Genomic DNA, 23,492 nt, shown 5'->3' with positions numbered 1-23,492 from the left:
GAACTATACTGTAACGTATGTGTACTATGCGTTAAGATCAAATGGCAACTCCTTATCAATACTAATTTCATAAGGATTTACTTTTACTCTAATAGGAATTATTTCCACTCCCAATTCAAAGGCCTTCTTTAGAGTTGAGGTATAATCAGGGTCAATATTATTAGCCGTTGCAAATATTTCCACATCACTACGTTGGATGATGTATAGCATTACAGCACGGATGCCTTCTTTTTTTAATTGTATTAATTCTTCAAGATGTTTCTTCCCTCTGGTGGTCACCGCATCTGGAAAACGTGCGTATTTCCCGTCTCTCATGCTTACATTTTTAACTTCAATAAAACATGTTTCATTCGGTTTTTGAGCCATTATGTCTATTCGGCTATTACCAGTTTTAACCTCCCTCTGTAACGATTCATAACCTTTAAGTTGAGGGATTTCTCCATTTACAATAGCGTTGTAGGCTATTAAGTTAGGATGCGATGTATGCACGCCTACCCAGGCTCCATTTATTTTTATCATTTCCCAGGTGAAACGGGTTTTTCGTTTGGGATCTGTGGCTGGAGATAAGTACACCTCGGCACCTTCCTCAATGCAGGTTTTCATGGATCCACTATTGGTACAATGTGCTATAACAATGCTGCCATCGTCAAGCCTAATATCACTCAAAAAGCGTTTGTATCGCTTTATTAAGTAGCCATGTATTAAGGGAGTTGAGAACTTCATAGGCATCATTTCTTTGCTTGCAAAAGTAAATATTCTGCAAATAATGATATACTTTTGTGCCCTTTAAAAAAGTAATTCTATGGAGTGTCGTGATAATTGTGGGGCTTGCTGTATTGTGCCAAGCATTTCATCGGCTTTACCAAAATTGCCAGAGGGCAAGGCTGGTGGAGTTCACTGTCCGCATCTTGACGAAAATTACAGATGCGATATTTTTGAATCGCCTAAACGACCTAAGGTATGTGGAGGTTTTACCCCTGAGCCAGAATTTTGTGGCACCTGTAGAAACGAAGCCATTGAAATATTGGCAAAACTACAAGGCTTAACAAAATGGGACCACCTATAGTTGATGCAACTAATCAGCTATGAAACTAACTTGAGGCATTTTACGCTCAACTTTACTTTTAAATTTTACCGATGGGTAACCAATTAAAATAGCCGCATAAATTTGGTCTTTCTTATCAATGTGTAGAACCTCATTAATCTTTTTGTTCCGCTTAGCTGCATTAACAATATAGCCGTTGATACAGGTACATAAATTAAGTAATTCGGCGTATAAAGTGGCCATGCCTGTCCAAATGCTGGCATCGTGTGTTGGCATTCCAACGGGACTATCCTGACCGTGAATGACAATGAGTGCAGGAGCATTATAACAAATCATATCTTGGTTGCTAATTGATTTGTTAATGAATTTCCGCTTAGACTGTTCCATCTTCTTAACCTTACTTTTACCAAGTAAGACTTTCATTATTGGTACAGTAAAGCTATTTAGCGCATTAAAAGCTTTTGTTAAGGTTGAAATACTGAGGTCATTAACTTCTTTTAATTTGCTTTTGTTGGTAACCACCGTGAACTTTAGACTCTGCAGGTTACTTGCTGTTGGACTAAAGCGCATGTTTTCAATAAACTCTTTGAGCAGTTGGGGTTGTACCGTTTGAGTGCTAAATATGCGGTGTGTTCTGCGTTGTTGCATTAACAGCTCAAAATCGAATGGTTGTATGTTATTTTGTGTTGTGTGTCCGATTGTATTTTTATGGTTGATTGCCTCTTGGGAGCAGATAGCTCCGCAATGATGACATTCAATACAATCCTTACTAATGCTTTTGTCCGCTATGTTTATGCCTGATACAGGACAGATGCGTTCACACTTTTTACACTTAGTACAAGTCTCACTCGTTATCTCAATCATATGCTTTTTGTTGTGGGTGGGCAAATATAAGTATAGCTGATACTATAATAAAACCACTTGGGTGGGCTGACTTTAAATGTCTTTGAATTGAGTTCTTAGTTGGTGGGTAAGTGTTATTAAATGAAGTGTTTACCTGGTTGTTTTGAATTGATATAAATTAATTTTCAAAAAAAGCCATCAATCAATACTATTAAATACGGATGAAGTAGTGAATTATCTTGGGGTGCTATAAAAATAATTGCTTATTTCGCCATCAATAAAAACTAGTTATAACTTGCTCAAAATAGAACAACTCTAAAGGCGTATTTTTTCTGTGTGATTAAATGATGTTTAAAAGTGGTTTAATTTAAAACTAAATAGGGCAAAGTGCGTAAGAACGACCGTATGAAATATCTATTACTTCTATTAGTTAGCCTTTATTGCAGTCAAATCGATGCACAAAAATATAGTGTCAAATCAAAAAAAGCCATTGCTAGTTTTGAATTAGCACAACGCAGCTATGCAGGTTATCGCTACGATGACGCTATTAATCATTTAAATGCTGCTATTAAAAAAGAGAATAGTTTTATAGAAGCCTATTTATTAAAAGCTGACATTTACTTTACGCAGAAGAATTATCTACAAGAGGTCGCATCCTTAGAGAAAGCCTTGGCAATTGATAGCACTTATTTCGTTCCTGCATTGTTTAATATGGGTGTGGCCATGTACAATACTAAGCAGTATGATGAGGTTGCTTTTTGGATGACTACATTCATGCAGCACAATAAGAACAAAAGAACTAAGCTAAATCCTGAGTTTTGGATGGAAAAAGCACAGTTTGCCATGGAAGCAGTTGTTAATCCTATTTTTATTGAGCCTGTTAATATGGGGGATAATATCAATAGCGATTTGGATGAATACTGGCCAAGCTTAAGTGCAGATGGCGAAACAATGATATTCACGGTTCTGGTGCCAAAGGATCCACTGGCAGATGACCTTTCGGGTATGGTAAAGAACGCACAGAATTTTAGAGAAGACTTTTATATATCACTTAAAGATAATGGGCAATGGAAGATGCGCGAATCTGTTGTGTCTCTTAATACCAATGGAAATGAGGGAGCTCAGGCTTTGAGTGCTGATGGTAATTGGATGTTTTTTACGGCTTGTGGTCGAAAAGGCGGAAAAGGAAGTTGTGATATTTGGTTTTCAAAACGCATAGCCAATGGATGGAGTCAGCCAACTAACCTGGGTGCGCCAGTGAACACTCCTTTTTGGGAGTCGCAGCCAAGTTTTTCGGCCGATGGTAAAACCCTTTATTTCGTGAGTAGCCGACCATCTGGAGAGGGTAAAAAAGATATTTGGAGAGCTAGCATAACTGGTTTTAAAGCCGATGGAACGCCGTTTTTCGGCAAAGCTGAGAACTTGGGGCCTAATGTCAATTCATTTGGGGATGAAAACTCTCCATTTATCCACCACGACAATCAAACATTGTATTTTTCATCGGATGGATGGGCTGGAATGGGAGCCATGGACCTGTTTTATTCTCAAAGGAATGAGCAAGGACAATGGCAAAGGCCTAGTAACCTTGGTTATCCTTTAAATACCGAGAATGATGAGATTGGACTGGTTATCAATGCTCAGGGCGACTTGGGGTATTTTTCATCCGATGGTTTAGACGAGGGAAAAGATAAAGATTTATATCAGTTTACTTTGCCTAAATCAATACGTCCAAAGCCAGTTACCTATGTAAAAGGGCGGGTGTTTGATAAGGAGACCAATGATGTGCTGTTGGCTGATATTCGTATAAATAAAATGCCTGATGGAGAATTGTCGGCAAGGGTCAGCACGGCGCCACATTCGGGAGAGTTCCTGTTTTGTTTACCAGCTGGTGATGCTTATGCACTTAATATTCAAAAAGAAGGCTATCTTTTTTATTCCGATAACTTTGATGTTGCCAGTAATGCCAGTATTAATAAGCCCCAGCAGCTCAATGTTTATTTGAGAAAGATTAAGGAAGGGGAAAAGTTTGTGCTTCGTAATGTGTTTTTTGAATCAGACTCCTATCAATTGAACTCAGCTTCGGATACAGAGCTGAATTACGTGTTGCGTTTATTGCGTTTAAACCCAAATGTAAAAGTTGAAATAGGCGGACATACCGATAATACTGGTTCCAAGTCCTACAACGATGCCTTATCGGGTAACAGAGCGAAAGCGGTTTATGAGTTTTTACTTGCTAATGGAGCGCAGGCAGCGCAGCTTAGTTATAAAGGATATGGTTTTACGCAGCCTATTGAAAGTAATAATACTGAAGAAGGAAAGTCTAAAAACCGACGAACTGAGTTGAAAGTGGTGAAAATAGAGTAAAAAAAAACTGCCCGAGGGCAGTTTCTTATTTGTTTAAATATTTTGAGAGCGTATCCATTAGAATTTGCAATCGAATAGGTTTTGCCAAATAATCATCACATCCAGCTTCCATACATTTTTCGCGTTCTCCCGACATAACGTGGGCAGTTTGTGCAATGATAGGAATCTCTTTGTTAATCGCCTTTATTTCACGAGTAGCGGTATACCCATCCATAATTGGCAATTGCAAATCCATTAAAACCAAATCAATAACATTGGCTTTGAATAACTCTATAGCTTCTTTACCGTCCTTAGCCCACAGGATTTTTGCATTGGTCTTGCGCAACGCGGCATCAAAAAATATTTTGTTGGTATCAACATCCTCAACCACCAAAATAACCTTTGCTCCCCAATCCTGAACTAGCGAATTGTTAATTGAATCACTTACACTCATTTCTTTATACGATGGGTTAATATCCTTTTTCAACGACTAAAAGTAGCTGATGTTTCCCTATTATCCAAACTGTTCAAAAAAAACTGATAGCTCAAAGCTTGTTCTATCTCTTGCCATTTGTGCTTTGTTAGGCATTCTTAATTTAATTTTGGCATGAATTTAGCTTTGGGCATAACCAATTTTATTTATTTTCGTTTAGCAGAGTATTGGGGTAATAATTTATGATGAGGGAGTTTTTAGTTACATTATTGTTATTTGCTTGCTTAATGTCATCACAGGCAATAAGTAGGGCCGACACCACCATACATCAACTATCTGTTGAAGAAAAGGTGGCAATGCTTTTTGTGCTTCCTCAAGCCGAGCTAAATAAAGATAGTGTGCACCTTGGTAATACCCGATTTGATAGCTATTGGGCCTATGATACGCGTTTCACTCGTCTTGACTCATTATCGGTACCACGTCCCAGTGCTGAAACTTACCGATCTATTAGCGATAAAGCGTTTGTAAAAGAATACAAGAGGAATCTATTTCAACATTATACAAACTTAGGTTACGATGGTATTATAACACCGCACGACGAAGAAAATATTGCACGTTTGTATTTGGGTGATAGCTCTGTTTATAAAAATTCGTATATCCAGGTTATTGATTTTCCCTGTGATTTGTTAGATGAGCTATTAGCCAACTCAAAAGCAAAGGACTCTCTTGAGATAAAAGACAAAAGCCTGCAGTCTGTCACAGATTTAAAAGCAATGCAAATTTGGGAGCCAGCAAAGCCTTTAACTATCTCTTTTCAGGATATTTTAAAAAGAGACTTACTCTTTTGGGATGATAAGTGGACACAGTGCAGAACGCAACTAACTGAAGCTGTACTGAATGGATTTGTGCCTGAAAAAGATTTGGATGTACGCATCGAAAAGCTACTCAATTATCAAATAATGCGTGCTGATACTTTGGATGCTTTAACTAATGTAGCAGAACTGAAAGAACTGCGTTATCAAGCCTATGAGAAATCAATTGCCATTTATCAGCAAGAAGATTTATTACCCATTCAAAGAGTAGATACCTTAAAGTATTTCATCCAAAATAATACAGAAAGTAAAAGTGCGGCCTTTAATGAGCATGTTAAGTTTTATCATCCTACAAAGGTTGCCAATATAGATCAGGCTAATTTGCAGTTTGTGGTTTGCGATCAAGAAGATCGGCTTTTGCAGGTGTTTGATGAGCTAAAAACGGATACGCTCCATGATGGCAGGGCTAATGTGTTGGTTTATGCTGGTTCAATAAGCAAAGAAACACTATCTAGTGCATGTAATTATTTTGATGCCTTTGTTTTGATGCCACAGCAGATGCAATATACGTGGTCACTCTTGGCTCAGGCCAGCTATGCGGGTCTTCCTGTTAGCGGTAAGTCAAAGCACGATCGGTTTTTGTGTGATAATAATTATAAAAGGCTAGGAACTTTACAATCTCGTTTAGGCTTTAATAAGTCGTTTGCCTCGTCCATGTTGGCTGATTCATTATTTAAGATTGATAGCATTGTTTATGATGCCATAAAGAAGAAAGCAACGCCTGGTGCTCAGCTTCTGGTGGTTAAAGGGGGCAATGTTGTTGTACAAAAGAGTTATGGTCATCATACCTATAGTAAAAAGCAGCGGGTTGCTAACAGTGATTTGTACGATGTGGCCTCCATTACTAAACTGGCGGTTACTTTTCCTTTGGTTATGCAATTGTACGAAGAGGAAGTATTGGATTTGGAAGCTACGCTCAATCAATATATTCCTCATATTGACACAACGGATAAGGCCGATATTACCATACGGGAGTTACTGCTTCACCAGAGTGGCTTACCCAGCTATATTCCTTTTCACTACAAGGCACTGGATCGAAATTCCTTAAACAAGCGATCGTTGTATAGCAGGCATTATTCGTGGTTACATAACATTAGGGTCGATACGCGTTTGTATCAGAATAAATATGCTCGCTATAGAAAAGATGTTTTTAGTAAAACCGAGAGTGATCGTTATAACAGGCAGTTGACCAACACCATGTTCATGCATGAGCATTATGTTGATTCCATGTACCATTTCATTTATAACGCCAATTTACGGGAGGGTAAGAATTATCGTTACAGCGACTTAGGTTATTATTTATTGCAGAGGATTATAGAATCTGAAGAGCAGCAGAGGCTCGATTCGATTTTTTATCATCGCATAAGTCAACCTTTGGGAGCCAACAAAATGCTATACAAACCTTTAGAAAACTATGCAACACGTGAAATAGTTCCCACCGAAAAGGATTTAGGTTTTAGACGAGTATTGCTAGATGGTTATGTGCATGATCAGGGGGCTGCCATGTTGGGTGGAGTAGCTGCTCATGCAGGTTTATTTGCTAACGCAGGCGATTTAGCTAAGCTGGGGCAAATGTTATTGAATGAAGGATCGTACGGAGGAGTACAATATATAAAGCCACGTACCATTGGTAAGTTTACAAAAACCTATAACCATGGTAATAGGCGAGGTTTGGGTGTTGATAAACCGCGCTTAGAACCCGACGAGAACAGTCATGTATCGCATAAGGCATCGCCAGCTTCTTTTGGCCACACTGGTTTTACGGGTACCATTTTATGGATTGATCCAGAACATGATCTGATGTATATTTTTCTTTCCAACAGGATTCATCCACGTTCGTTTAATAAAAAACTCATAGAAATGAATGTGCGGACCAAGATTCAGGATGTTGTATACAATACTTTAGTTGATTAAAAAGAATGACGGTATAAATCATCCATTTCGATGCTTACCTTAACTGTTTTAGTCATAACTTGGGTTTGGGCGAAGCACCAATTTAATTATGGATAACATGGCTAAAAGTAATTAAACAATCATGTGAAGCTTTCGATAGCTTTTAAATTATTCAAAAAAGGTTACTAAAACTTTCTGTTTTATTTATTTTTAATCATTATAAATTGTAAATTTGCAGCTATCTAAAACCAGAAATGTCAATTTAACGTAGTTATGATAGAAAAATTCAATCAGAAAATTTCTCCAGCTGGGAAATTCAAGAATGAAGGTTATCACGATGATCCTTACCTTCGAGCATTAATTACTAAGCACGAAAAAGTATCCACAAAAATTTATGGTTCTTCTACTGAAGGTTCAAAAGCTGTTGCTTCTGAAATTGCTTCAATTATTAAAATTAAAGAATTAGAAGGAGGTAAATGTGTACTAGGATTGGCTGTTGGTTCAGCACCAAGTGAAGTTTACTCTGAGCTTATTCGTATGCATAAAGAAGAGGGGCTTAGTTTTGAGCACGTTATTGTGTTTAATGTAATGGAGTATTACCCTATTACACCTGATGCTTTACAAAGCTTTAACCGTAATATTCGCGAGAAGTTTTTCAATTACATTGATATACCTGAAGAGAACATTAACTATTTAGATAGTACGATTCCTCAGGAGAAGATTTACGAATTCTGCCATTCTTTTGAAGAGAAAATTCAAAAGGTTGGTGGTATAGATATGCAGATACTTGGTATTGGTAGAACAGGCCACATTGGTTTGAACGAGCCAGGTTCATCGGCCAACTCTTTAACGCGCATTGTTCCTTTAGATAACATTACCAGAACAGAGGCTGCCTCTGATTTCTTTGGAATGGACAACTCTCCGCGTAAGGCTATTACCATGGGTGTTAAAACCATTTTAAATGCCAAACGTGTTAGAGTATTAGTATGGGGCGAGGGGAAAGCTGCTATACTTAAAAAGACCATTGAAGGTGGTGTAACAGAAGAAATACCTGCTTCGTTTTTACAGAATCACGAGAATTGTAAAATGATTGTTGATGAGGCGGCTGCTGCAGACCTTGTGCGTGTTCAAACACCTTGGTTAATTGATAGTGTAGAGTGGGACGATCGTTTAATTAAGAAGGCTGTTCTTTGGTTGTGTCAAAAGGTGCAAAAGCCAATTCTTAAGTTGCGCGATCGCGATTACAATGATAACGGAATGGGAGATATTATTGCTGAAAGAGGTTCGGCCTATCAAACCAATATTCGTATTTTTAATGAGTTGCAACACACCATTACTGGGTGGCCAGGTGGTAAACCCAATGCCGATGATACCAATCGTCCAGAGCGTCAGTCACCTGAGAAGAAGCGTGTGATCATCTTTAGTCCACACCCCGATGATGATGTAATATCGATGGGAGGTACCATGTTACGCTTGGTTGACCAAGGACATGAGGTGCATGTGGCTTACCAGGTATCGGGTAGTATTGCTGTATCGGATGATGATGTGTTGCGTTACCTTGATTTTATTGGTGATTACACCACAGGCTTAACCGAAGACGATAAGAAGATTAAGGCAGAGCACGATAAGGTTCGCAAATTCTTAGCCAATAAGAAACCAGACCAGGTTGATTTACCTGAGGTTCGTCGTATTAAAGGATTAATACGTGTGGGTGAAGCTAAAGCGGGATGTCGTTATGCCAATGTAAAGGATGAGAATGTTCATTTCTTGAACTTACCTTTTTATGAGTCGGGTAGTGTTGAAAAACACCCAATGGGTAAGGCCGATGTTAAGATTGTAGCTGACTTAATTAAAGAGGTTAAGCCACATCAAATATTTGCAGCAGGTGATTTATCTGACCCACATGGTACACACCGTGTTTGTTTAGATGCTATTTTCCAGGCGGTTGATGTATTAAAGAAAGAAGCATGGATGAAAGACTGCTGGGTATGGTTATACCGCGGTGCTTGGCATGAGTGGGAGATGCATAACATCGAAATGGCTGTGCCAATCAGTCCTGATGAGTTAATGCGCAAGCGTAACGCTATTTTTAAGCACCAATCGCAGAAAGATGGAGCAATGTTCTTAGGTGGCGACAACAGAGAGTTTTGGCAGCGTGCTGAAGACCGTAACAGAGGTACAGCACAAACCTATAACGAACTTGGAATGGCCGAATACGAAGCTTTTGAAGCTTTTGTACGATACGAATTTTTATAAGCCAACAGATAAAAATACTGATGAGCCCGGAGATAATCTTCGGGCTTTTCTTTTTGGTACTAACGTCACTTGTTGATGATTTATGTTCTAATAAAACGGAGTCAAGGCTTCAAGAATAGAGTAGTGGTGTCAATTGGCAACAGGTGATTGGAGCAATAATAGGCGTAGTGCTTCTACAAAACCATATGCATGCGAACAAATATCTTGATAATTGTTGCTTGGAAGCCATCTTGCTCAGTATGGAATATACTTTCTCAAATTTATATAGATCTAATGCCTGTATAGAAGGGCGTCAATCTAAGTTATATGACACTAATCTTAAAATAATAGACTCTAATCATCGAATAATAGACCCTATGCATAGATTATAGGGGCTGCATTTTTAATGATGGCGTAACGAGGGTTGAATAGTGAACTCGTTGTGCTAAAGAAAGCAGGCTTCAGGTCAAATGTACGATGGTAATGATTACCTAACCGTGTTGGCTGATGAAATGAGAGGTAGGGAACATCCATTAAAGTACACGGTAAACGCATTTAAACTTACAAGGCTCCATGTTACGCATCCGACATCAGCAACGTAGCTTGGGCCCCACTTTTCGTTGATTTTGAATAGACAGAAAGCTGTATGACCGTAGGGAGTTCTTTCTGTCTCAAAACAAAGAAACTAGTGGGTAAGCGAGTGGTGCAGTCGGCGGGCTTCTTTGTTTACTTTCTTCGGCTGAAGGAAGAAAGTAAAAGCCCTTGCGGCTAGAGCAAAATCAAGTTCTTTTCTCTTTAAGAGAAAAGTTACGCGTTAAATATTTTTAAATGCGATTGCCCTGCATTAAAGTGCCTCTGTTACAGAATTTAAGACTGTCGTCGTGAAAAAACAGAAGCAACTTAAGTGATCAATACTATTTATTGAGGCAAAAAAAAAGGGCAACCATTACTGATTGCCCTTTGATAATAATTTTATGCAGCTGATTATCTGTCAGCTTTTAGTCTTTCAGCCATGGCAACACCTAGCTGCCAGCAAGCTTCGTACTTATCTTCTTTTAAAGCATGTTTTTCTTCAACAGGCTCGCCTACTTCTTCCCACTTAAGACTTTCGCCAATTTCGCGAAGCTTTTTAACCGAAGCGCCAGCCCAGGTAAATGAACCTAATACGCCAAAGTAATGGTTAGTAATACCCATGTGGTGTACTTTATTAGCTAAAGCTTCCATGTTAGGGTGTAGCTCGTTACTGTATGTAGGGCTTCCTAAAATAATACCTTTGAATTTGAAAATATCAGAGATAACATATGATGGATGCGTTTTACTTACATCGTAAACACGAACATTTTTAATGCCACTTTCACTAATCGCACGAGCAGTAACCTCTGCCATCTCTTCGGTATTACCATACATTGAGGCATAAGCAACAACAACGCCCTCTTCACCTTCGTACTGGCTCCACTGATCGTACATTTCAATCATGCGAGCAATGTTTTCGCGATAGATAGGACCATGCGATGGGGCTACCATCTTAAGATCTAAGCCACCAAGCTTCTGCAATGCTTTTTTAACAGGATTACCGTACTTTCCAACAATGTTAGAGTAGTAACGACGCATCTCATCGGTATAATGCTCAAAGTCCAGCTCGTCGTCAAAAATACCACCGTCTAAAGTGCCGAAGCTACCAAAGGCATCAGAAGAGAAAAGGATTTGATTCTTTTCCTCAAAGCAAACCATTGACTCTGGCCAGTGAACCATCGGCACTGTATAGAAAGTTAGCTTGTTCTTACCCAAATCAATTGAATCACCCTCTTTTACGATTTCGAAATTACCGCTAATGCCATAATAACCTTCTATCATTGGAACAGTCTTTTTGTTACCAATAATCTTCATCTCGGGATATAGCTCGGTTAAAATGCGAATGGCACCAGAGTGATCGGGCTCCATATGGTTTACCACCAAATAATCTACCTGGCGACCATTGAGTATTGCTCTCACTTTGGCAATCCACTTCTCAAAATGACCTGCTTCAACAGTGTCAACAATGGCTACCTTTTCGTCGGCAATAACATATGAGTTATAAGATACGCCACGGTCGAGTGGCCACATGTTTTCAAATAAGCTAGTGCGACGATCGTTAACACCTACGTAAAAAATATCTTCAGAAAGATTTACCGGTCTGTACATTTTTGTCTGGATTATATTGTATGTTATATATTTCGGTATTTGAATGCGCAAAAATAGGAAAAAGTTGGCGAGTAGAAAGAATAAAAGTCATCATATGTGATGATTAAATATGATATAGCGCAATTGTGTTGGCGCTGAAAAGCCTGTCCATTCTTTTAAATGAGAGAGCACATGCTTAAAATCCTTTGCTTTATTCCATTCAAATATTAAAATGCACTGGTATAATGCCGATACATATTCATAGTGCTTTTAGGAGTGACGCGAACGAAAGGCGCATTTTGAATCGTAATCGGTATTACTTGAAAAGAGGCTCAACCAAAACGTTTTATAAAACAAAAGCCGACACAGAAGCGTCGGCTTTTAAAAGATATCAATTTACGTGTTAAGCTTTGCTTATAAGCAGCCAAACATCGTTGTATTGTTCAAATTTATTACGGATTGAGCCAATTTTAGTACGTGCTGGCATCTCTTCGTTATAGGCTGATACAGAAACACGGTAAAGGCCATTTTCGTTTTCGAGCAACACTGGCATAAAACCCTCCTGAGTAAGTTGCTTTTTGTATTTGTGGGCATTTTCTAATACTCTAAAAGAGCCAATAATCACATAATACTTCGCTATTTCAGCATCCGTTTTATCTACAATGGTTACTTTTTCTTCTTTAACTACAATCTCTTGCTTAGGCTTTGGGTCTTCTTTAACTACAGGTGTTGATTCTTCTGCCACATAAGGGCTTTCGCTATCGGCAAAGCTCGACGAACCACCATTAAGTGAAGCACATGAAACAATCAATCCGGTTAAAAGGGCTAATGTTAAGAATCTGAATACTTGCATGAGTGTTGATTTAAATTATTATCGATTTACAAAGCTTATGGCTTCATAAAATTGTTTGCGCTTGCGAAAATACTTCCAATTTTCTTCTGTTGCTACTTCCTCAAGATAATCTTCAAAAATATTGCTAAAGATATTGGCAAAAGTAAAGTGCTCGGAATGCAAATACTCTTGTGAGTGAATATCTTTTATCCGTTTCATATATTTATTAATGATATCACTTTTAACCAAGGAGCTTTTAAACTCACCTGTTTCTAGTCCTTTGTCTAGATTATTCGACAGATGCTGTTCTATTAAGTCAAACTTTTTTATTTGGCAGGCATCGTATAAAGCTGAATCTAGTGTTTTTATAAACACATATTTAGCTGGCGATAACTGTTCGAAGCGTTCGTATATTTCTTGTCCGCTAATCACCATGCTATCTATGGCACTTTCGTTGCTGTACTTCTCAAGATCCAGTACTTCTTTTAGCTCTATGCTTTTTAGTTCTAGTATTTGCTCTAATAGGGCAGTGGGCGTGGGTGCCCATTTGCAAATTTCGTTAAGTTGGCATCCAATGGCATTACAAACTTCCAGTAAATTGATTTTGGTGGGACTTTGTTGATGTAAGTAGTCTCGTACCTTAATGAGTAGTTGTCTTCTTGTTGCATCCATAAATCAAAAGTTTAACTAGTGTGAGTCATTGCTGGTCATCAAAATAAACAATTTCAATTAAAAAACCACTTTTTAGCCGTAAGCATCAGGGAAATTGCTTTTAAAACCCATTATACCAACCTGCCTGTCGGCATCCCTCCTAAAATTCCGGAGGGGACGGTTTTTCATCCCTCTCCACCTTGCCCAAGAGGAGTACCACAAAGTGGGGAGGTGGTTAAAATGCTTAACGATAGATACGATTGGAGTTTAAAGCCCTTTGAAATTTGGCAGCATTGGCATTGTGCTGCTTCAATGTTTTCGCAAAGTTATGATATCCCGAGAAATCTTCTTTAGCACACATGTACAGGTATTTATGCTGCGTGTGATTAAGAACTGCCTCAAGACCCGTTACGGATGGAACCCGAATAGGGCCGGGAGGTAGACCAGCATGTAAATAGGTATTGTACGGCGAGGGTGTTTTTAAATCTTTGGTTAAAACACGCTGTATGCTAAAGTCGCCAATGGCATATTTAACGGTAGGATCGGCTTGTAAGCGCATGTTTTTATTCAAGCGATTGATGTACAAGCCTGCCACATCTGGCTTTTCATCGGTTTTAATGGTTTCTTCATCAACAATAGCCGCCAAAGCACTTACCTCTTTAGGTTCTAGTCCTATTTGTTTGGCTTGTTCAAGTCGTTTGGAAGTCCAAAACTTAAGGTACTCTTTGTGCATACGCTTTATAAACGCTTCGGGCGAGGTGTTCCACCAAAACTCGTAGGTGTTTGGTATAAACAATCCAGGTGCCGATGCTTTGTCAAAACCATAGTTTTTAAATGATGCTTCATCATTAAGGGTTTTGAGCAAAGTTAGGCTGTCGCATTCGAGGTAGATGCTAACCGCACCAGCTAACTCAGCCATGGTGCGTATGTTGTTAAAGGTAACCCGTACAGGACTTTGGTTGCCCGAGCGTAAGGTATTGACCAAATCATTGTTGGTCCAGTTGTGCTTCAATTTGTAGCGACCTGGTTTTACTGTTGTGAAGCTTTTTTGCTTGGCCACCCATTTAAAGCCATCAACATCAGATAGGTATCCGCCATCTTCAAGGGCAATAAGCACATCTTCAAAGTCTGAGCCAGTTGGAATTAGAAAGAGTTCTTTACCTTGTTCAACTACCACGCAGGGAGCATAAATGCGTTTATAATAAGATTGACCAACATATGCCGCCACCAATATTAGTAGGAGGCTGATGTATACTAATCGGATAAATATTTTATTGGTTTTTTTCTTTTTTGTGTTCTGTTTAATAGACATGCTAATCGATTAAAATGATTGTAATTGTGTTACCCTTGCAAATTAAATAATATTCACTTCTGGCTCAATGGTAATATTAAACTTCTTACTAATGTCGTTAATAATGCACTTCGATAGTTGAATAACGTCATTGCCCGAAGCATTGCCTTTATTGATAAGCACTAAAGCTTGCTTGTCATGTACCGCCGCATCGCCCATTGCTTTGCCTTTCCATCCTGCTTGTTCAATTAACCAACCTGCAGGTACTTTCACATGCTCTGCATCAATAGGATAATGTGGTATTTGTTCGTATTGTTTTTTTAGTGTTTCGTAGGCGTCCAATTTTATAATTGGGTTTTTAAAAAAAGAACCTGCATTACCCAATACTTCAGGCTCAGGGAGCTTGCTCTTACGTATATTGGTAATGGTTTCACGCACATTTTTCAGTGTGATGGGGCCATTGCTTTCTACCTGTTGCTTAACTGGACCATAGTTGAGTGTGAAATGTTCTTTCTTACTCAATTTAAAAACAACCGAAGTAATGAGTGTTTTGTTTTTGAGCTTACCTTTAAAAATGCTTTGTCGATAAGCAAACTGGCACTCCTGGTTGCTCAGTTCAAAAGGCTCCACGCGATCAATAAAATATCCCTTAACACTTGTAATACAATCCTTGGCCTCAACACCATAGGCACCTATATTTTGCACAGGTGATGCTCCCACATGACCTGGTATATACGATAGGTTTTCTAATCCATACCAATTTTTCTCAACGCAGTACTTTACCAGGTCGTCCCAAACCACGCCAGCGCCAGCTTCTAGGTACACAAATTGATCCGTTTCGTCAGTTATATGCATTTGCTTTAACAATGGATGAATAAGCAAGCCGTTAAAATCCTGACTAAACAGCAAATTACTGCCACCACCCAAAATGAGGTAGGGTTGAGCGTTGCTTTGAAGATAGTGAAGTGCTTCTTTAACAGACTCTATGTTGGTGCAAGTGATTAATTCTTTTGCAATAGTATTAAATCCAAAGGTGTTATAAGGCTTTAGCCCGATGTTATGCGCTATGTTATTCATGTTATCGTGGTTGAGCAGGCAAAGATAAAAGAATATTGGATAGCCATAGACGGTAAGTACTGCAAGAAGATCTTTAGCTTCTTAAATGTTAAAGCAGATGCCGTTTTGTATGACGGACCATATTGAAATACTGACGAATACCAATTGGCCTGGATACTTTCTTTCACATCTTTTTTATTTTATTCATTATTAATGGTATGCCAATTGATTATACCCTGCAAAAGAATTAGTTATGATGACTGAAGAAGTATGGGATTTAATGATAAGTACCTATGAGTACGAAAGGAGAAGGACTAGGCAGCACTTTGAGGAGGTTTGTAAACGAAGTTCTTATCAATTAATGGAATTAAGAACCAACAGTAGCTTACAAGGCTTTATTGGCTTTTGGGATTTGGGCAAATGGGTAGTTATTGAACACATGGCCGTAGCCAAGGGCGAACAGTCTGAAAAGGTAATCCCGATATTGTTACAGCGTTTGTTGAGTGAAGTGCATCAGAAAGCAATAGTGGTGGCCGAAACCGATTTGATATTGGATGAGGTGCAGAAAATTAATTGTCAACTGTATAAAAATACGGGCTTTATTGAGAATCCTTACGTTTATATTCAGCCCTCGTATCATAAAGGAATGGCTTCTTTCCCCCAACGTTTATTAAGTTACCCAAGTAGTATTTCATATGAGCAATTCAAAGATCTTAGAAGTTTGCTCTATCGATTTGTATATGGTAAAAAGAAACTAATGGGAGCAATAGCAAAATAGTTGGTAGCATGATTGCTAGTTTTTTGACTAGTTCTGTGTGATAAAAGCATCGCGCAGCAGATGACCTGCTACAATTACTCTTTTGTATTTGGGAAGTACTGAATTGAATAAACAAGTATATAGGTATAGGCGCTTGTTATGTGCCGCTAGTTCTTGAACTGCTTCAGTTTCGATTCATTTGTACTTTTGATTTAGGGGTGTTTTCTATTCTTTTGTTTAAATGCAATTGTATACTTTTGTGATAAAATAATTTTATGACAAAAGTAAAGGCTTGGGTAAGTGCTTTTCGTTTACGCACTTTACCATTGGCACTGTCATCCATTATTATGGGTGGCTTTTTAGCTCATTTTTATGGTGCTTTTAATTGGTCCATTTTAGTAAGTTCAGCGCTTACTACCTTATTTCTTCAAGTGCTTTCTAATTTAGCTAATGATTATGGCGATACTGTTAACGGAGCCGATCACGAGGGGCGTGAGGGACCGCAGAGGATGGTTCAGACTGGAGCTATTGGCCTAAGCGCAATGAAAAAGGCTATTGTTGTGTTCGCCATTCTATCTCTTTTATCAGGTATCATATTAATCTATTTAGCCTTTCGTAAGGTCAGCGATTACCAAAGCATATTATTCTTTTTAATTGGCTTGGCTGCCATTGGTGCCGCCATGAAATACACGATGGGTAAAAATCCATACGGCTACAAAGGGCAGGGCGATATATTTGTATTTATATTCTTTGGTTTGGTTGGTGTGGCAGGTTCTTTTTATCTCTATACTCAAACCATCAATCTTTTGGTGCTATTGCCAGCAAGTTCAGTGGGTTTACTAAGTGCAGGTGTACTGAATTTAAACAACATGCGCGATGTAAAAAGCGATCAGGAAGCTGGTAAGCATACCCTTGTTGTAAAGCTCGGTATTTCTAATGCTAAAAAGTACCATTTGGTATTGGTGCTTGTTGCCATTGTTACTACTGTAGTGTTTGTTAGCATGCATCAATTCACACCAATCAGTTTCTTTTTTATAGTGTCGCTACCTTTTTTTGCCAGGCATTTAGTAGTTGTTCATAAGGCATCTAAGGCCGATGATTTTGACCCTGAATTAAAGAAACTAGCGCTTTCAACATTGCTTTTTGTATTTTTATTTGGTTTTGGATTAATGATGAGCTAAGGCATGATAGAAGCTAAATACATAAAGCGTGATCTTATTTTTAAGGAGGCAGGCGGCACATCCAGAGGTACCCTTTATACCAAGCCCAGTTGGTTCATACAACTGCGTAATGAGCATGGTAAAATAGGAATTGGCGAGTGTTCTCTTATTCCTGGTTTAAGCATTGATGACTTACCAAGTCTGGATGATAAAATCAAAGACGTGTGTCTTCATATTAATGATTACATCCATACTTACAGAGAGACATTAAAGGCGTTTCCTGCTCTTCAAACAGCTATTGAAACAGCATTGCTCGGGATGGGTAATGCCAATGCTTTTGAGATATATAAAAGTGATTTTACCGTTGGTATAGAAAGTATCGTAATCAACGGCTTAATCTGGATGGGCGATGCAGAAACGATGCTTCAGCGCATTGACGAAAAGTTGAAGCAAGGATTTACCTGCTTAAAGTTAAAGGTAGGAGCCATTGATTTTGATCAGGAACTTAGTTTATTAAGTCACATACGCAATAAGTATTCAAGTGAACAATTGGAGCTGAGAGTAGATGCCAATGGCGCCTTTGAGCCAGCAGATGCATTGAATAAACTCAATGCATTAGCAGAATTTCAGCTGCACTCCATTGAGCAACCTATTAAGGCAGGCCAAATAAACAAAATGAAAGAACTTTGTCGAACGAGTCCTATCCCCATTGCTTTGGATGAGGAGTTAATAGAAATTCATTCTGTAGAAGATAAAGTGAAGCTTTTGGACGAAATTCGACCTCAGTACATCATTCTTAAACCAAGTTTGCTAGGTGGTTTTGTCGCAGCAGATGAATGGATTGAGGTGGCAGAGCGCAATAAAGTGAAATGGTGGGCTACTTCCGCTTTAGAGTCTAATGTGGGGCTTAATGCAATTGCGCAGTGGACCTACACAAAAAACAACCCATTACGACAAGGGCTTGGTACAGGGCAGGTTTTTACCAATAATATTAGTTCGCCATTGATATTAAAGGGCGAGCAATTGTATTACGATAGCTCGCAAAAATGGGACTCTCCTTTTGAATAATCATACCATGTCAGACAAAACTGAATATACAGCTTATTTATCCCTTACCTTAAACGGAAAACACTTTAAGGGCAGAAACGGCTTGGACTTACTCATTAAGCAATGTGAAAAATCAGAGGAGCATGAGCATCGGTTAATAGCCCAGTTTATACTTGAATGGATCAATGATTCAGATTTTATCACCTTACAAACCTCGGGGAGTACAGGTCAGGCGAAACTAATAAAAGTTAAAAAAAGCGCCATGCTGGCTTCGGCAAAGCGTACCATTCGTTTTTTTAACTTACAAGCGAATCAAACAGCGCTTCTTTGTTTATCGGCACAATATATTGCTGGTAAAATGATGCTTGTAAGAGCCATAGTTGGAGGATTTAACCTTATTACATCAAGTGTTTCTTCTGATCCTTTAATGGGGCTGAATCAAACCATCGATTTTGTCGCAATGGTGCCGCTGCAACTCAGTACTATTGTGCAAAATAATATTGATGATTTGTCTCGCGTTAAAAAGATTTTAGTTGGAGGAAGTGCCTTAAGTACTTCTTTGCGTGATAAGCTGATGCAGATTGGTTGTGAGGTATGGGAGAGTTATGGCATGACAGAAACGGTTTCGCATATTGCTGTTCGTTCAATTGGAGAACATGCTTTTCGTGTTTTAGATGGCATTCAAATATCAAAAAATGATCAGGGATGTTTAGTGATTCATCCGTCTGATGTAAACGAAACAATGCTGATAACAACAGATTTAATAGAGTTGTATTCCGATTTTGATTTTAGTTTGCTTGGTCGTTTAGATAATATTATTAATTCGGGCGGCGTTAAAGTGGTGCCTGAAGAAGTGGAAAAAAAGTTACAAGCATACATTAGTAATGAATTTGTTATTTCGTGGAAATCCGATTTGAAGTTGGGGCAGAAAGTGGTTTTAGTGCTTGAGTCAGGCTCAGTGTGTGATGTAGAATTGAGTCAGCTAAGTTGTTTATCCAAATATCAAATTCCCAAAGAAATGATTTATGTCGATGAATTCCCACGAACAGATACAGGTAAAGTGAAGCGTAAGAAATTACAAGAACTCATTTCATAATGGCTCATAGCCTACAGCAATATGTTATATTTGCCACATTAATCACGAATAAGTTCAATAAAATGAAGCGATCATGTATACTCAATCTTCTCAGTCACACGCGGGCGGAAGAATTGAAGTTATCTGGGAGTTTTATGTGGCAAAAGAATACAAATTTTAGACAGATGAAAATTTACTTCATAATTAGCCTTTGCTTTTCATCCTTTTTGCTCTCATCGTGTTATAACCAACGTCCTGAGATACAATATTCAACTTTTGAAGAAGCTTTGGATCCCGAAGCCAAGAATGTTGAAGCATGGGAGGCTACAGGAAGAGGTTTGCACTTATCTTTTGGCTCCGTTAATACCAAATACAGAAAAGGTCGTGTTCCAATGTTAACCGTTGTAAAAGACCAATCATTACAGGTTTGGAAAGGAGAACGAGCTTCCGTTCAGGCCGTTTTATGGACAGTTACCGATGTTGACCAAGTCGAGTGTGTTTGGAGCGATTTTATTTCATCAACTGGCGATACGCTTTCTAATGATATGGTTGAAACGAGTTATGTGCGTTACGTTATGAGTGACGCTGACTTTGTTAACGATCAATCCGATGTAAAAGCCTGGCGCGACTCTTGTATTTTGCCTGATATGCTGGATCAGTTGCCGACGATAGATATGGATGCTCAAACGGTTAGGCCTCTTTGGTTTACCATTAATGTACCGTCAGATGCGCCTGCGGGAAATTATAAGGCATCTTTAAAAACATATTCTCGTAAAAATCCTCCGCAAGAATTAAGGTTAACACTAACGGTATTAAATAAGCAGTTGCCAGCACCTAAAAAATGGCGCTTTCAAACCAATATGAGTATTAATCCGTTTGCCATTGCTAATTGGCATCAGGTTGAGCCATGGAGCAATGAGCACTTTGAAGTACTTGAACCGTATGTTGAATTGTTGAAAAAAGCAGGGCAGAAGAATATTACTGCCTCAGTATTTAATCAAGGAGTTAGTGGCGAAACTAAACCTTTAATTAAATGGATGAGGAAGAAGAATGGACAAGTAGTGGGGGATTTTACCACCCTGGATGTCTGGATAAAGTTTTTTAAACATCATGATATAAACTCACAGATTGATTGTTATGCTTATCGCCCTGAGGGTGTTAATACGATAAGTATTTATAATGAGCAAGACGGTCACTTGAGCCTGATTGACTTAAGTTTAAAGGAGCATTATTCTCTAATCAAGAGTTGCTACTTGCAGTTGATTAATCATTTAAAGGAAACAAATGAGTTTGGTAAAGCGGTTTTTGTTATTGATAGTGGTAACAATGAGGATGTTGCTTTGATAAAGGGAATGATTCAGTCAATTGATGCCAATATAAAATTAGAATTAGTTGCTCACGAGTGGGCTAGTGGTTTGTTTGATGATGTATATGCTACAAATGTGCCAGCGCAATTCAGTAATCTAAAAGAGTGGTTTAAATTTCGCCATCAGCAAGGCTTTGAAACCACCTACCATTTAAGTTTTGAAAATGAGATTCCTAATGTTTTTCTTCATTCTCCTTCGGCCGAAGCGGCTTGGTTGGGTTGGTATGCTGCTGCGCAAGGGCTTGATGGTATACATGTTGAGGGTTTAAATACTTGGGGAGCTAATCCTTTGACTGAAGCAAGGTTATCAAAGTATTCATCGGGCAGTAATTATTTGATCTATCCAAAGGCCCGCAGTTCTATTCGTTTCGAACTTCTTATTGAGGGTATTCAGGATTTTGAAAAGATACAAATTCTGAAAGAGGAATACTTAGAAACGGAAAGCGAGATAAACAGAAAGCAACTGGAGTTAATTGATGAGCTCTTGAGCGATTTTGTTATTGATCGCATCCCTCGTGAAGATGCGGCTCATATGGTTGATAATGGTAAAGCTTTATTAAAGCAATTGTCTCAGCAAAGTAATCTGGAGTAGAAATTTGTAGTCAGATGAAACGAGCTATGCGAATAGCTTCATGCACAGGAGTAAGGTTAATTTTGGCAAGTTTCATATGGCCAATGAATAGAATTTTAAGACATATGAATAATATCATTTAACGCTTCATTCAACTTTGTTTTATTTGTATCAAAATGAATAATCCTGAGTGGATTAATTTTTGAAATGCTTGTTTTGAGTTGAAGCAAGGTTAAACATTGTAATTATTAATTGACGAAGATAAACTTATTGCACATGAAATTATTATCAACACTATTGCTGAGCATTTTCTGTTTAACAGTGTTTGCTCAAGAAGAAACGGAAGGTTATAAATTTGAAACCGTTTATGATTTAGAGGCTACATGCGTTAAAGACCAACACCGTTCAGGTACTTGCTGGAGCTTTTCGGCATTAGGTTTTTTCGAATCAGAAATGATTCGTATCGGTAAAGATCCTGCTAACCTTTCTGAAATGTTTGTGGTGCGTCACTGCTATGCTGACAAGGCCGTTAAATACGTTCGTTTACATGGTTCTTTAAATTTTGCCGGAGGTGGCGCATTTCAAGATGCTGTGTATGTGATGAAGAAATATGGTATGGTACCTGAAGAAGCTTATACGGGCTTGCAGTATGGTGAAGAATCACATGTACATGGTGAAATGGATGCTGTTTTAAAAGGTTATGTTGATGCTGTAATTACCAATAAGAATAAGAAGCTATCAACCGCTTGGAAAAATGGTTTTGATGGAGTTTTAGATGCTTATTTAGGAGCTGAGCCAACATCATTTGAGGTAAATGGAAAAAGCTATACACCTCAAACATACATGAAGGAGCAAGTTGGCTTAGATATGGATGATTATATCCAGGTGTCTTCTTATAGCCACCACCCAACTTACGAGAAGTTTGTTATTGAAGTGCCTGATAATTGGTTATGGGGAGAAGTATACAATGTAACTATCGACGACTTAATGACTATTTTTGAGCATTCTCTTGAGAATGGATATTCAATAGGATGGGCTGCTGATATTAGTGAGAAAGGTTTCTCGCATACAAAAGGGATGGCTATTGTACCAGAAAGTGACTCCAAAGAAATGTCAGGATCAGAGCGTTCAAAATGGGAAACAATGACACGTGCTGATCGCAACAAAATGCTTTATAGTTTTGATAAGCCAGTAAAGGAAAAAGAGATTACAGCTGAAATGCGTCAGGAAGCTTTCGATAACTACCAAACGACTGATGACCATGGAATGCAAATTACAGGAATGGTAACAGATCAAAATGGTACGAAATATTTCAAGGTTAAAAACTCTTGGAATACAAATAACAAATATGATGGATATTTTTATGCATCAGAAGCTTTTGTTAAGTATAAAACAATGTCAATCATGATTAATAAAAATGCTTTGACAAAAGATTTAAAGAAAAAGCTAAGCATAAAATAGAGCTTATTTAAATTGATATAGATGAAAGGGTGGCGCAAGTCATCCTTTTTTTATTTCTTTAGGTTCATATTAAATACTACCCTTATGAAACGAGCCATGAGAATAACTTCTTACACAGGAGTATGATTGGTTTTGGTGAGTTCCATATGGCAAATGAAAGTAAAATATAATCATATGAAACGAGCCATGCGAATTGCTTCACACACAGGAGTAAGATTAATTTTGGCGAGTTCTATGTGACAATAAAAAACAAAATATAATCACATGAAACACCCATGGCAAGTAAATTTGGCACACAGGGGGATGATTATTGGAGGTAATTCGGAACTTAGTGAATAAAAGAAGGCATGGCTACGACAAATAACAACATAGAGTTTGAGCAAGTCATTGAACGAGGCTGC

Annotated in this window: 18 protein-coding genes; 10 read left to right on the top strand and 8 right to left on the bottom strand. The window is 38.4% G+C overall.

Going from position 1 to position 23,492, the window contains the following annotated elements; genetic code table 11:
* Nucleotides 1–24: 24 nt before the first annotated feature.
* Nucleotides 25–723: a DNA/RNA nuclease SfsA gene (sfsA, locus tag FNN09_RS18630; protein WP_143303998.1), complete on the bottom strand. Its 699-nt coding sequence runs from the start codon at nucleotides 721–723 to the stop codon at nucleotides 25–27.
* A gap of 79 nt (nucleotides 724–802) precedes the next feature.
* Between sfsA and FNN09_RS18625 the strand changes: the two genes are divergently transcribed.
* On the top strand, nucleotides 803–1,066 hold the full coding sequence (locus FNN09_RS18625) for a YkgJ family cysteine cluster protein (protein ID WP_143303997.1): 264 nt from the start codon (nucleotides 803–805) through the stop codon (nucleotides 1,064–1,066).
* A gap of 9 nt (nucleotides 1,067–1,075) precedes the next feature.
* Here the strand turns inward: FNN09_RS18625 and FNN09_RS18620 are convergent, their stop codons facing one another.
* Entirely contained in the window at nucleotides 1,076–1,909 is an 834-nt protein-coding gene (locus tag FNN09_RS18620; RefSeq protein ID WP_143303996.1) for a nitroreductase family protein, read from the bottom strand.
* A gap of 384 nt (nucleotides 1,910–2,293) precedes the next feature.
* Between FNN09_RS18620 and FNN09_RS18615 the strand changes: the two genes are divergently transcribed.
* On the top strand, nucleotides 2,294–4,252 hold the full coding sequence (locus FNN09_RS18615; RefSeq protein WP_143303995.1) for an OmpA family protein: 1,959 nt from the start codon (nucleotides 2,294–2,296) through the stop codon (nucleotides 4,250–4,252).
* A 25-nt stretch (nucleotides 4,253–4,277) separates the two neighbouring features.
* Here FNN09_RS18615 and FNN09_RS18610 read toward each other — a convergent pair whose 3' ends face one another.
* Nucleotides 4,278–4,718 carry a response regulator gene (locus tag FNN09_RS18610; RefSeq protein WP_255434179.1) on the bottom strand — a complete coding sequence of 147 codons (441 nt, stop codon included), beginning with the start codon at nucleotides 4,716–4,718 and terminating at the stop codon, nucleotides 4,278–4,280.
* A gap of 233 nt (nucleotides 4,719–4,951) precedes the next feature.
* On the opposite strand from FNN09_RS18610, the gene FNN09_RS18605 reads away from it, so the two are divergent.
* Nucleotides 4,952–7,450 carry a serine hydrolase gene (locus FNN09_RS18605; RefSeq protein ID WP_185969063.1) on the top strand — a complete coding sequence of 833 codons (2,499 nt, stop codon included), beginning with the start codon at nucleotides 4,952–4,954 and terminating at the stop codon, nucleotides 7,448–7,450.
* 252 nt (nucleotides 7,451–7,702) lie between these two features.
* Nucleotides 7,703–9,685, top strand: coding sequence for a glucosamine-6-phosphate deaminase (locus tag FNN09_RS18600; protein ID WP_143303993.1), 1,983 nt, complete (start codon nucleotides 7,703–7,705; stop codon nucleotides 9,683–9,685).
* Between the two features lie 963 nt (nucleotides 9,686–10,648).
* Here FNN09_RS18600 and FNN09_RS18595 read toward each other — a convergent pair.
* The 5 genes from FNN09_RS18595 to murB all read right to left on the bottom strand — a co-directional run bounded on the left by FNN09_RS18595 (nucleotide 10,649) and on the right by murB (nucleotide 15,675).
* Entirely contained in the window at nucleotides 10,649–11,845 is a 1,197-nt protein-coding gene (locus FNN09_RS18595; RefSeq protein WP_143303992.1) for an FprA family A-type flavoprotein, read from the bottom strand.
* Between the two features lie 382 nt (nucleotides 11,846–12,227).
* The gene (locus FNN09_RS18590) at nucleotides 12,228–12,677 is read right to left on the bottom strand and encodes an SPOR domain-containing protein (RefSeq protein WP_143303991.1); all 450 of its coding nucleotides are present in this window, start codon (nucleotides 12,675–12,677) and stop codon (nucleotides 12,228–12,230) included.
* 18 nt (nucleotides 12,678–12,695) lie between these two features.
* On the bottom strand, nucleotides 12,696–13,328 hold the full coding sequence (locus FNN09_RS18585) for a hypothetical protein (RefSeq protein ID WP_143303990.1): 633 nt from the start codon (nucleotides 13,326–13,328) through the stop codon (nucleotides 12,696–12,698).
* Between the two features lie 223 nt (nucleotides 13,329–13,551).
* Nucleotides 13,552–14,619, bottom strand: a complete 1,068-nt coding sequence (mltG, locus tag FNN09_RS18580) for an endolytic transglycosylase MltG (protein WP_143303989.1) — start codon at nucleotides 14,617–14,619, stop codon at nucleotides 13,552–13,554.
* 42 nt (nucleotides 14,620–14,661) lie between these two features.
* Nucleotides 14,662–15,675 (bottom strand): UDP-N-acetylmuramate dehydrogenase, encoded by a 1,014-nt coding sequence (murB, locus tag FNN09_RS18575; protein ID WP_143303988.1) that lies wholly within the window; start codon nucleotides 15,673–15,675, stop codon nucleotides 14,662–14,664.
* Between the two features lie 232 nt (nucleotides 15,676–15,907).
* Between murB and FNN09_RS18570 the strand changes: the two genes are divergently transcribed.
* The 6 genes from FNN09_RS18570 to FNN09_RS18545 all read left to right on the top strand — a co-directional run bounded on the left by FNN09_RS18570 (nucleotide 15,908) and on the right by FNN09_RS18545 (nucleotide 23,091).
* On the top strand, nucleotides 15,908–16,432 hold the full coding sequence (locus FNN09_RS18570) for a hypothetical protein (RefSeq protein WP_143303987.1): 525 nt from the start codon (nucleotides 15,908–15,910) through the stop codon (nucleotides 16,430–16,432).
* Nucleotides 16,433–16,686: 254 nt separating this feature from the next.
* Nucleotides 16,687–17,592: a 1,4-dihydroxy-2-naphthoate polyprenyltransferase gene (locus tag FNN09_RS18565; RefSeq protein WP_143303986.1), complete on the top strand. Its 906-nt coding sequence runs from the start codon at nucleotides 16,687–16,689 to the stop codon at nucleotides 17,590–17,592.
* A 3-nt stretch (nucleotides 17,593–17,595) separates the two neighbouring features.
* Nucleotides 17,596–18,639, top strand: coding sequence for an o-succinylbenzoate synthase (locus FNN09_RS18560; RefSeq protein ID WP_143303985.1), 1,044 nt, complete (start codon nucleotides 17,596–17,598; stop codon nucleotides 18,637–18,639).
* A gap of 7 nt (nucleotides 18,640–18,646) precedes the next feature.
* Nucleotides 18,647–19,714: an AMP-binding protein gene (locus FNN09_RS18555; protein ID WP_143303984.1), complete on the top strand. Its 1,068-nt coding sequence runs from the start codon at nucleotides 18,647–18,649 to the stop codon at nucleotides 19,712–19,714.
* Nucleotides 19,715–19,878: 164 nt separating this feature from the next.
* Nucleotides 19,879–21,651: a DUF4091 domain-containing protein gene (locus FNN09_RS18550; protein ID WP_185969062.1), complete on the top strand. Its 1,773-nt coding sequence runs from the start codon at nucleotides 19,879–19,881 to the stop codon at nucleotides 21,649–21,651.
* A gap of 255 nt (nucleotides 21,652–21,906) precedes the next feature.
* Nucleotides 21,907–23,091, top strand: coding sequence for an aminopeptidase C (locus tag FNN09_RS18545; protein ID WP_143303982.1), 1,185 nt, complete (start codon nucleotides 21,907–21,909; stop codon nucleotides 23,089–23,091).
* Nucleotides 23,092–23,492: the final 401 nt, after the last annotated feature.

Origin of the sequence: Carboxylicivirga sp. M1479 (genome assembly GCF_007097485.1) — a bacterium.
Taxonomy (GTDB): domain Bacteria; phylum Bacteroidota; class Bacteroidia; order Bacteroidales; family Marinilabiliaceae; genus Carboxylicivirga.
Note: the sequence above shows the minus strand (reverse complement) of the source record. Positions and strands in the feature narration are given on the sequence as shown.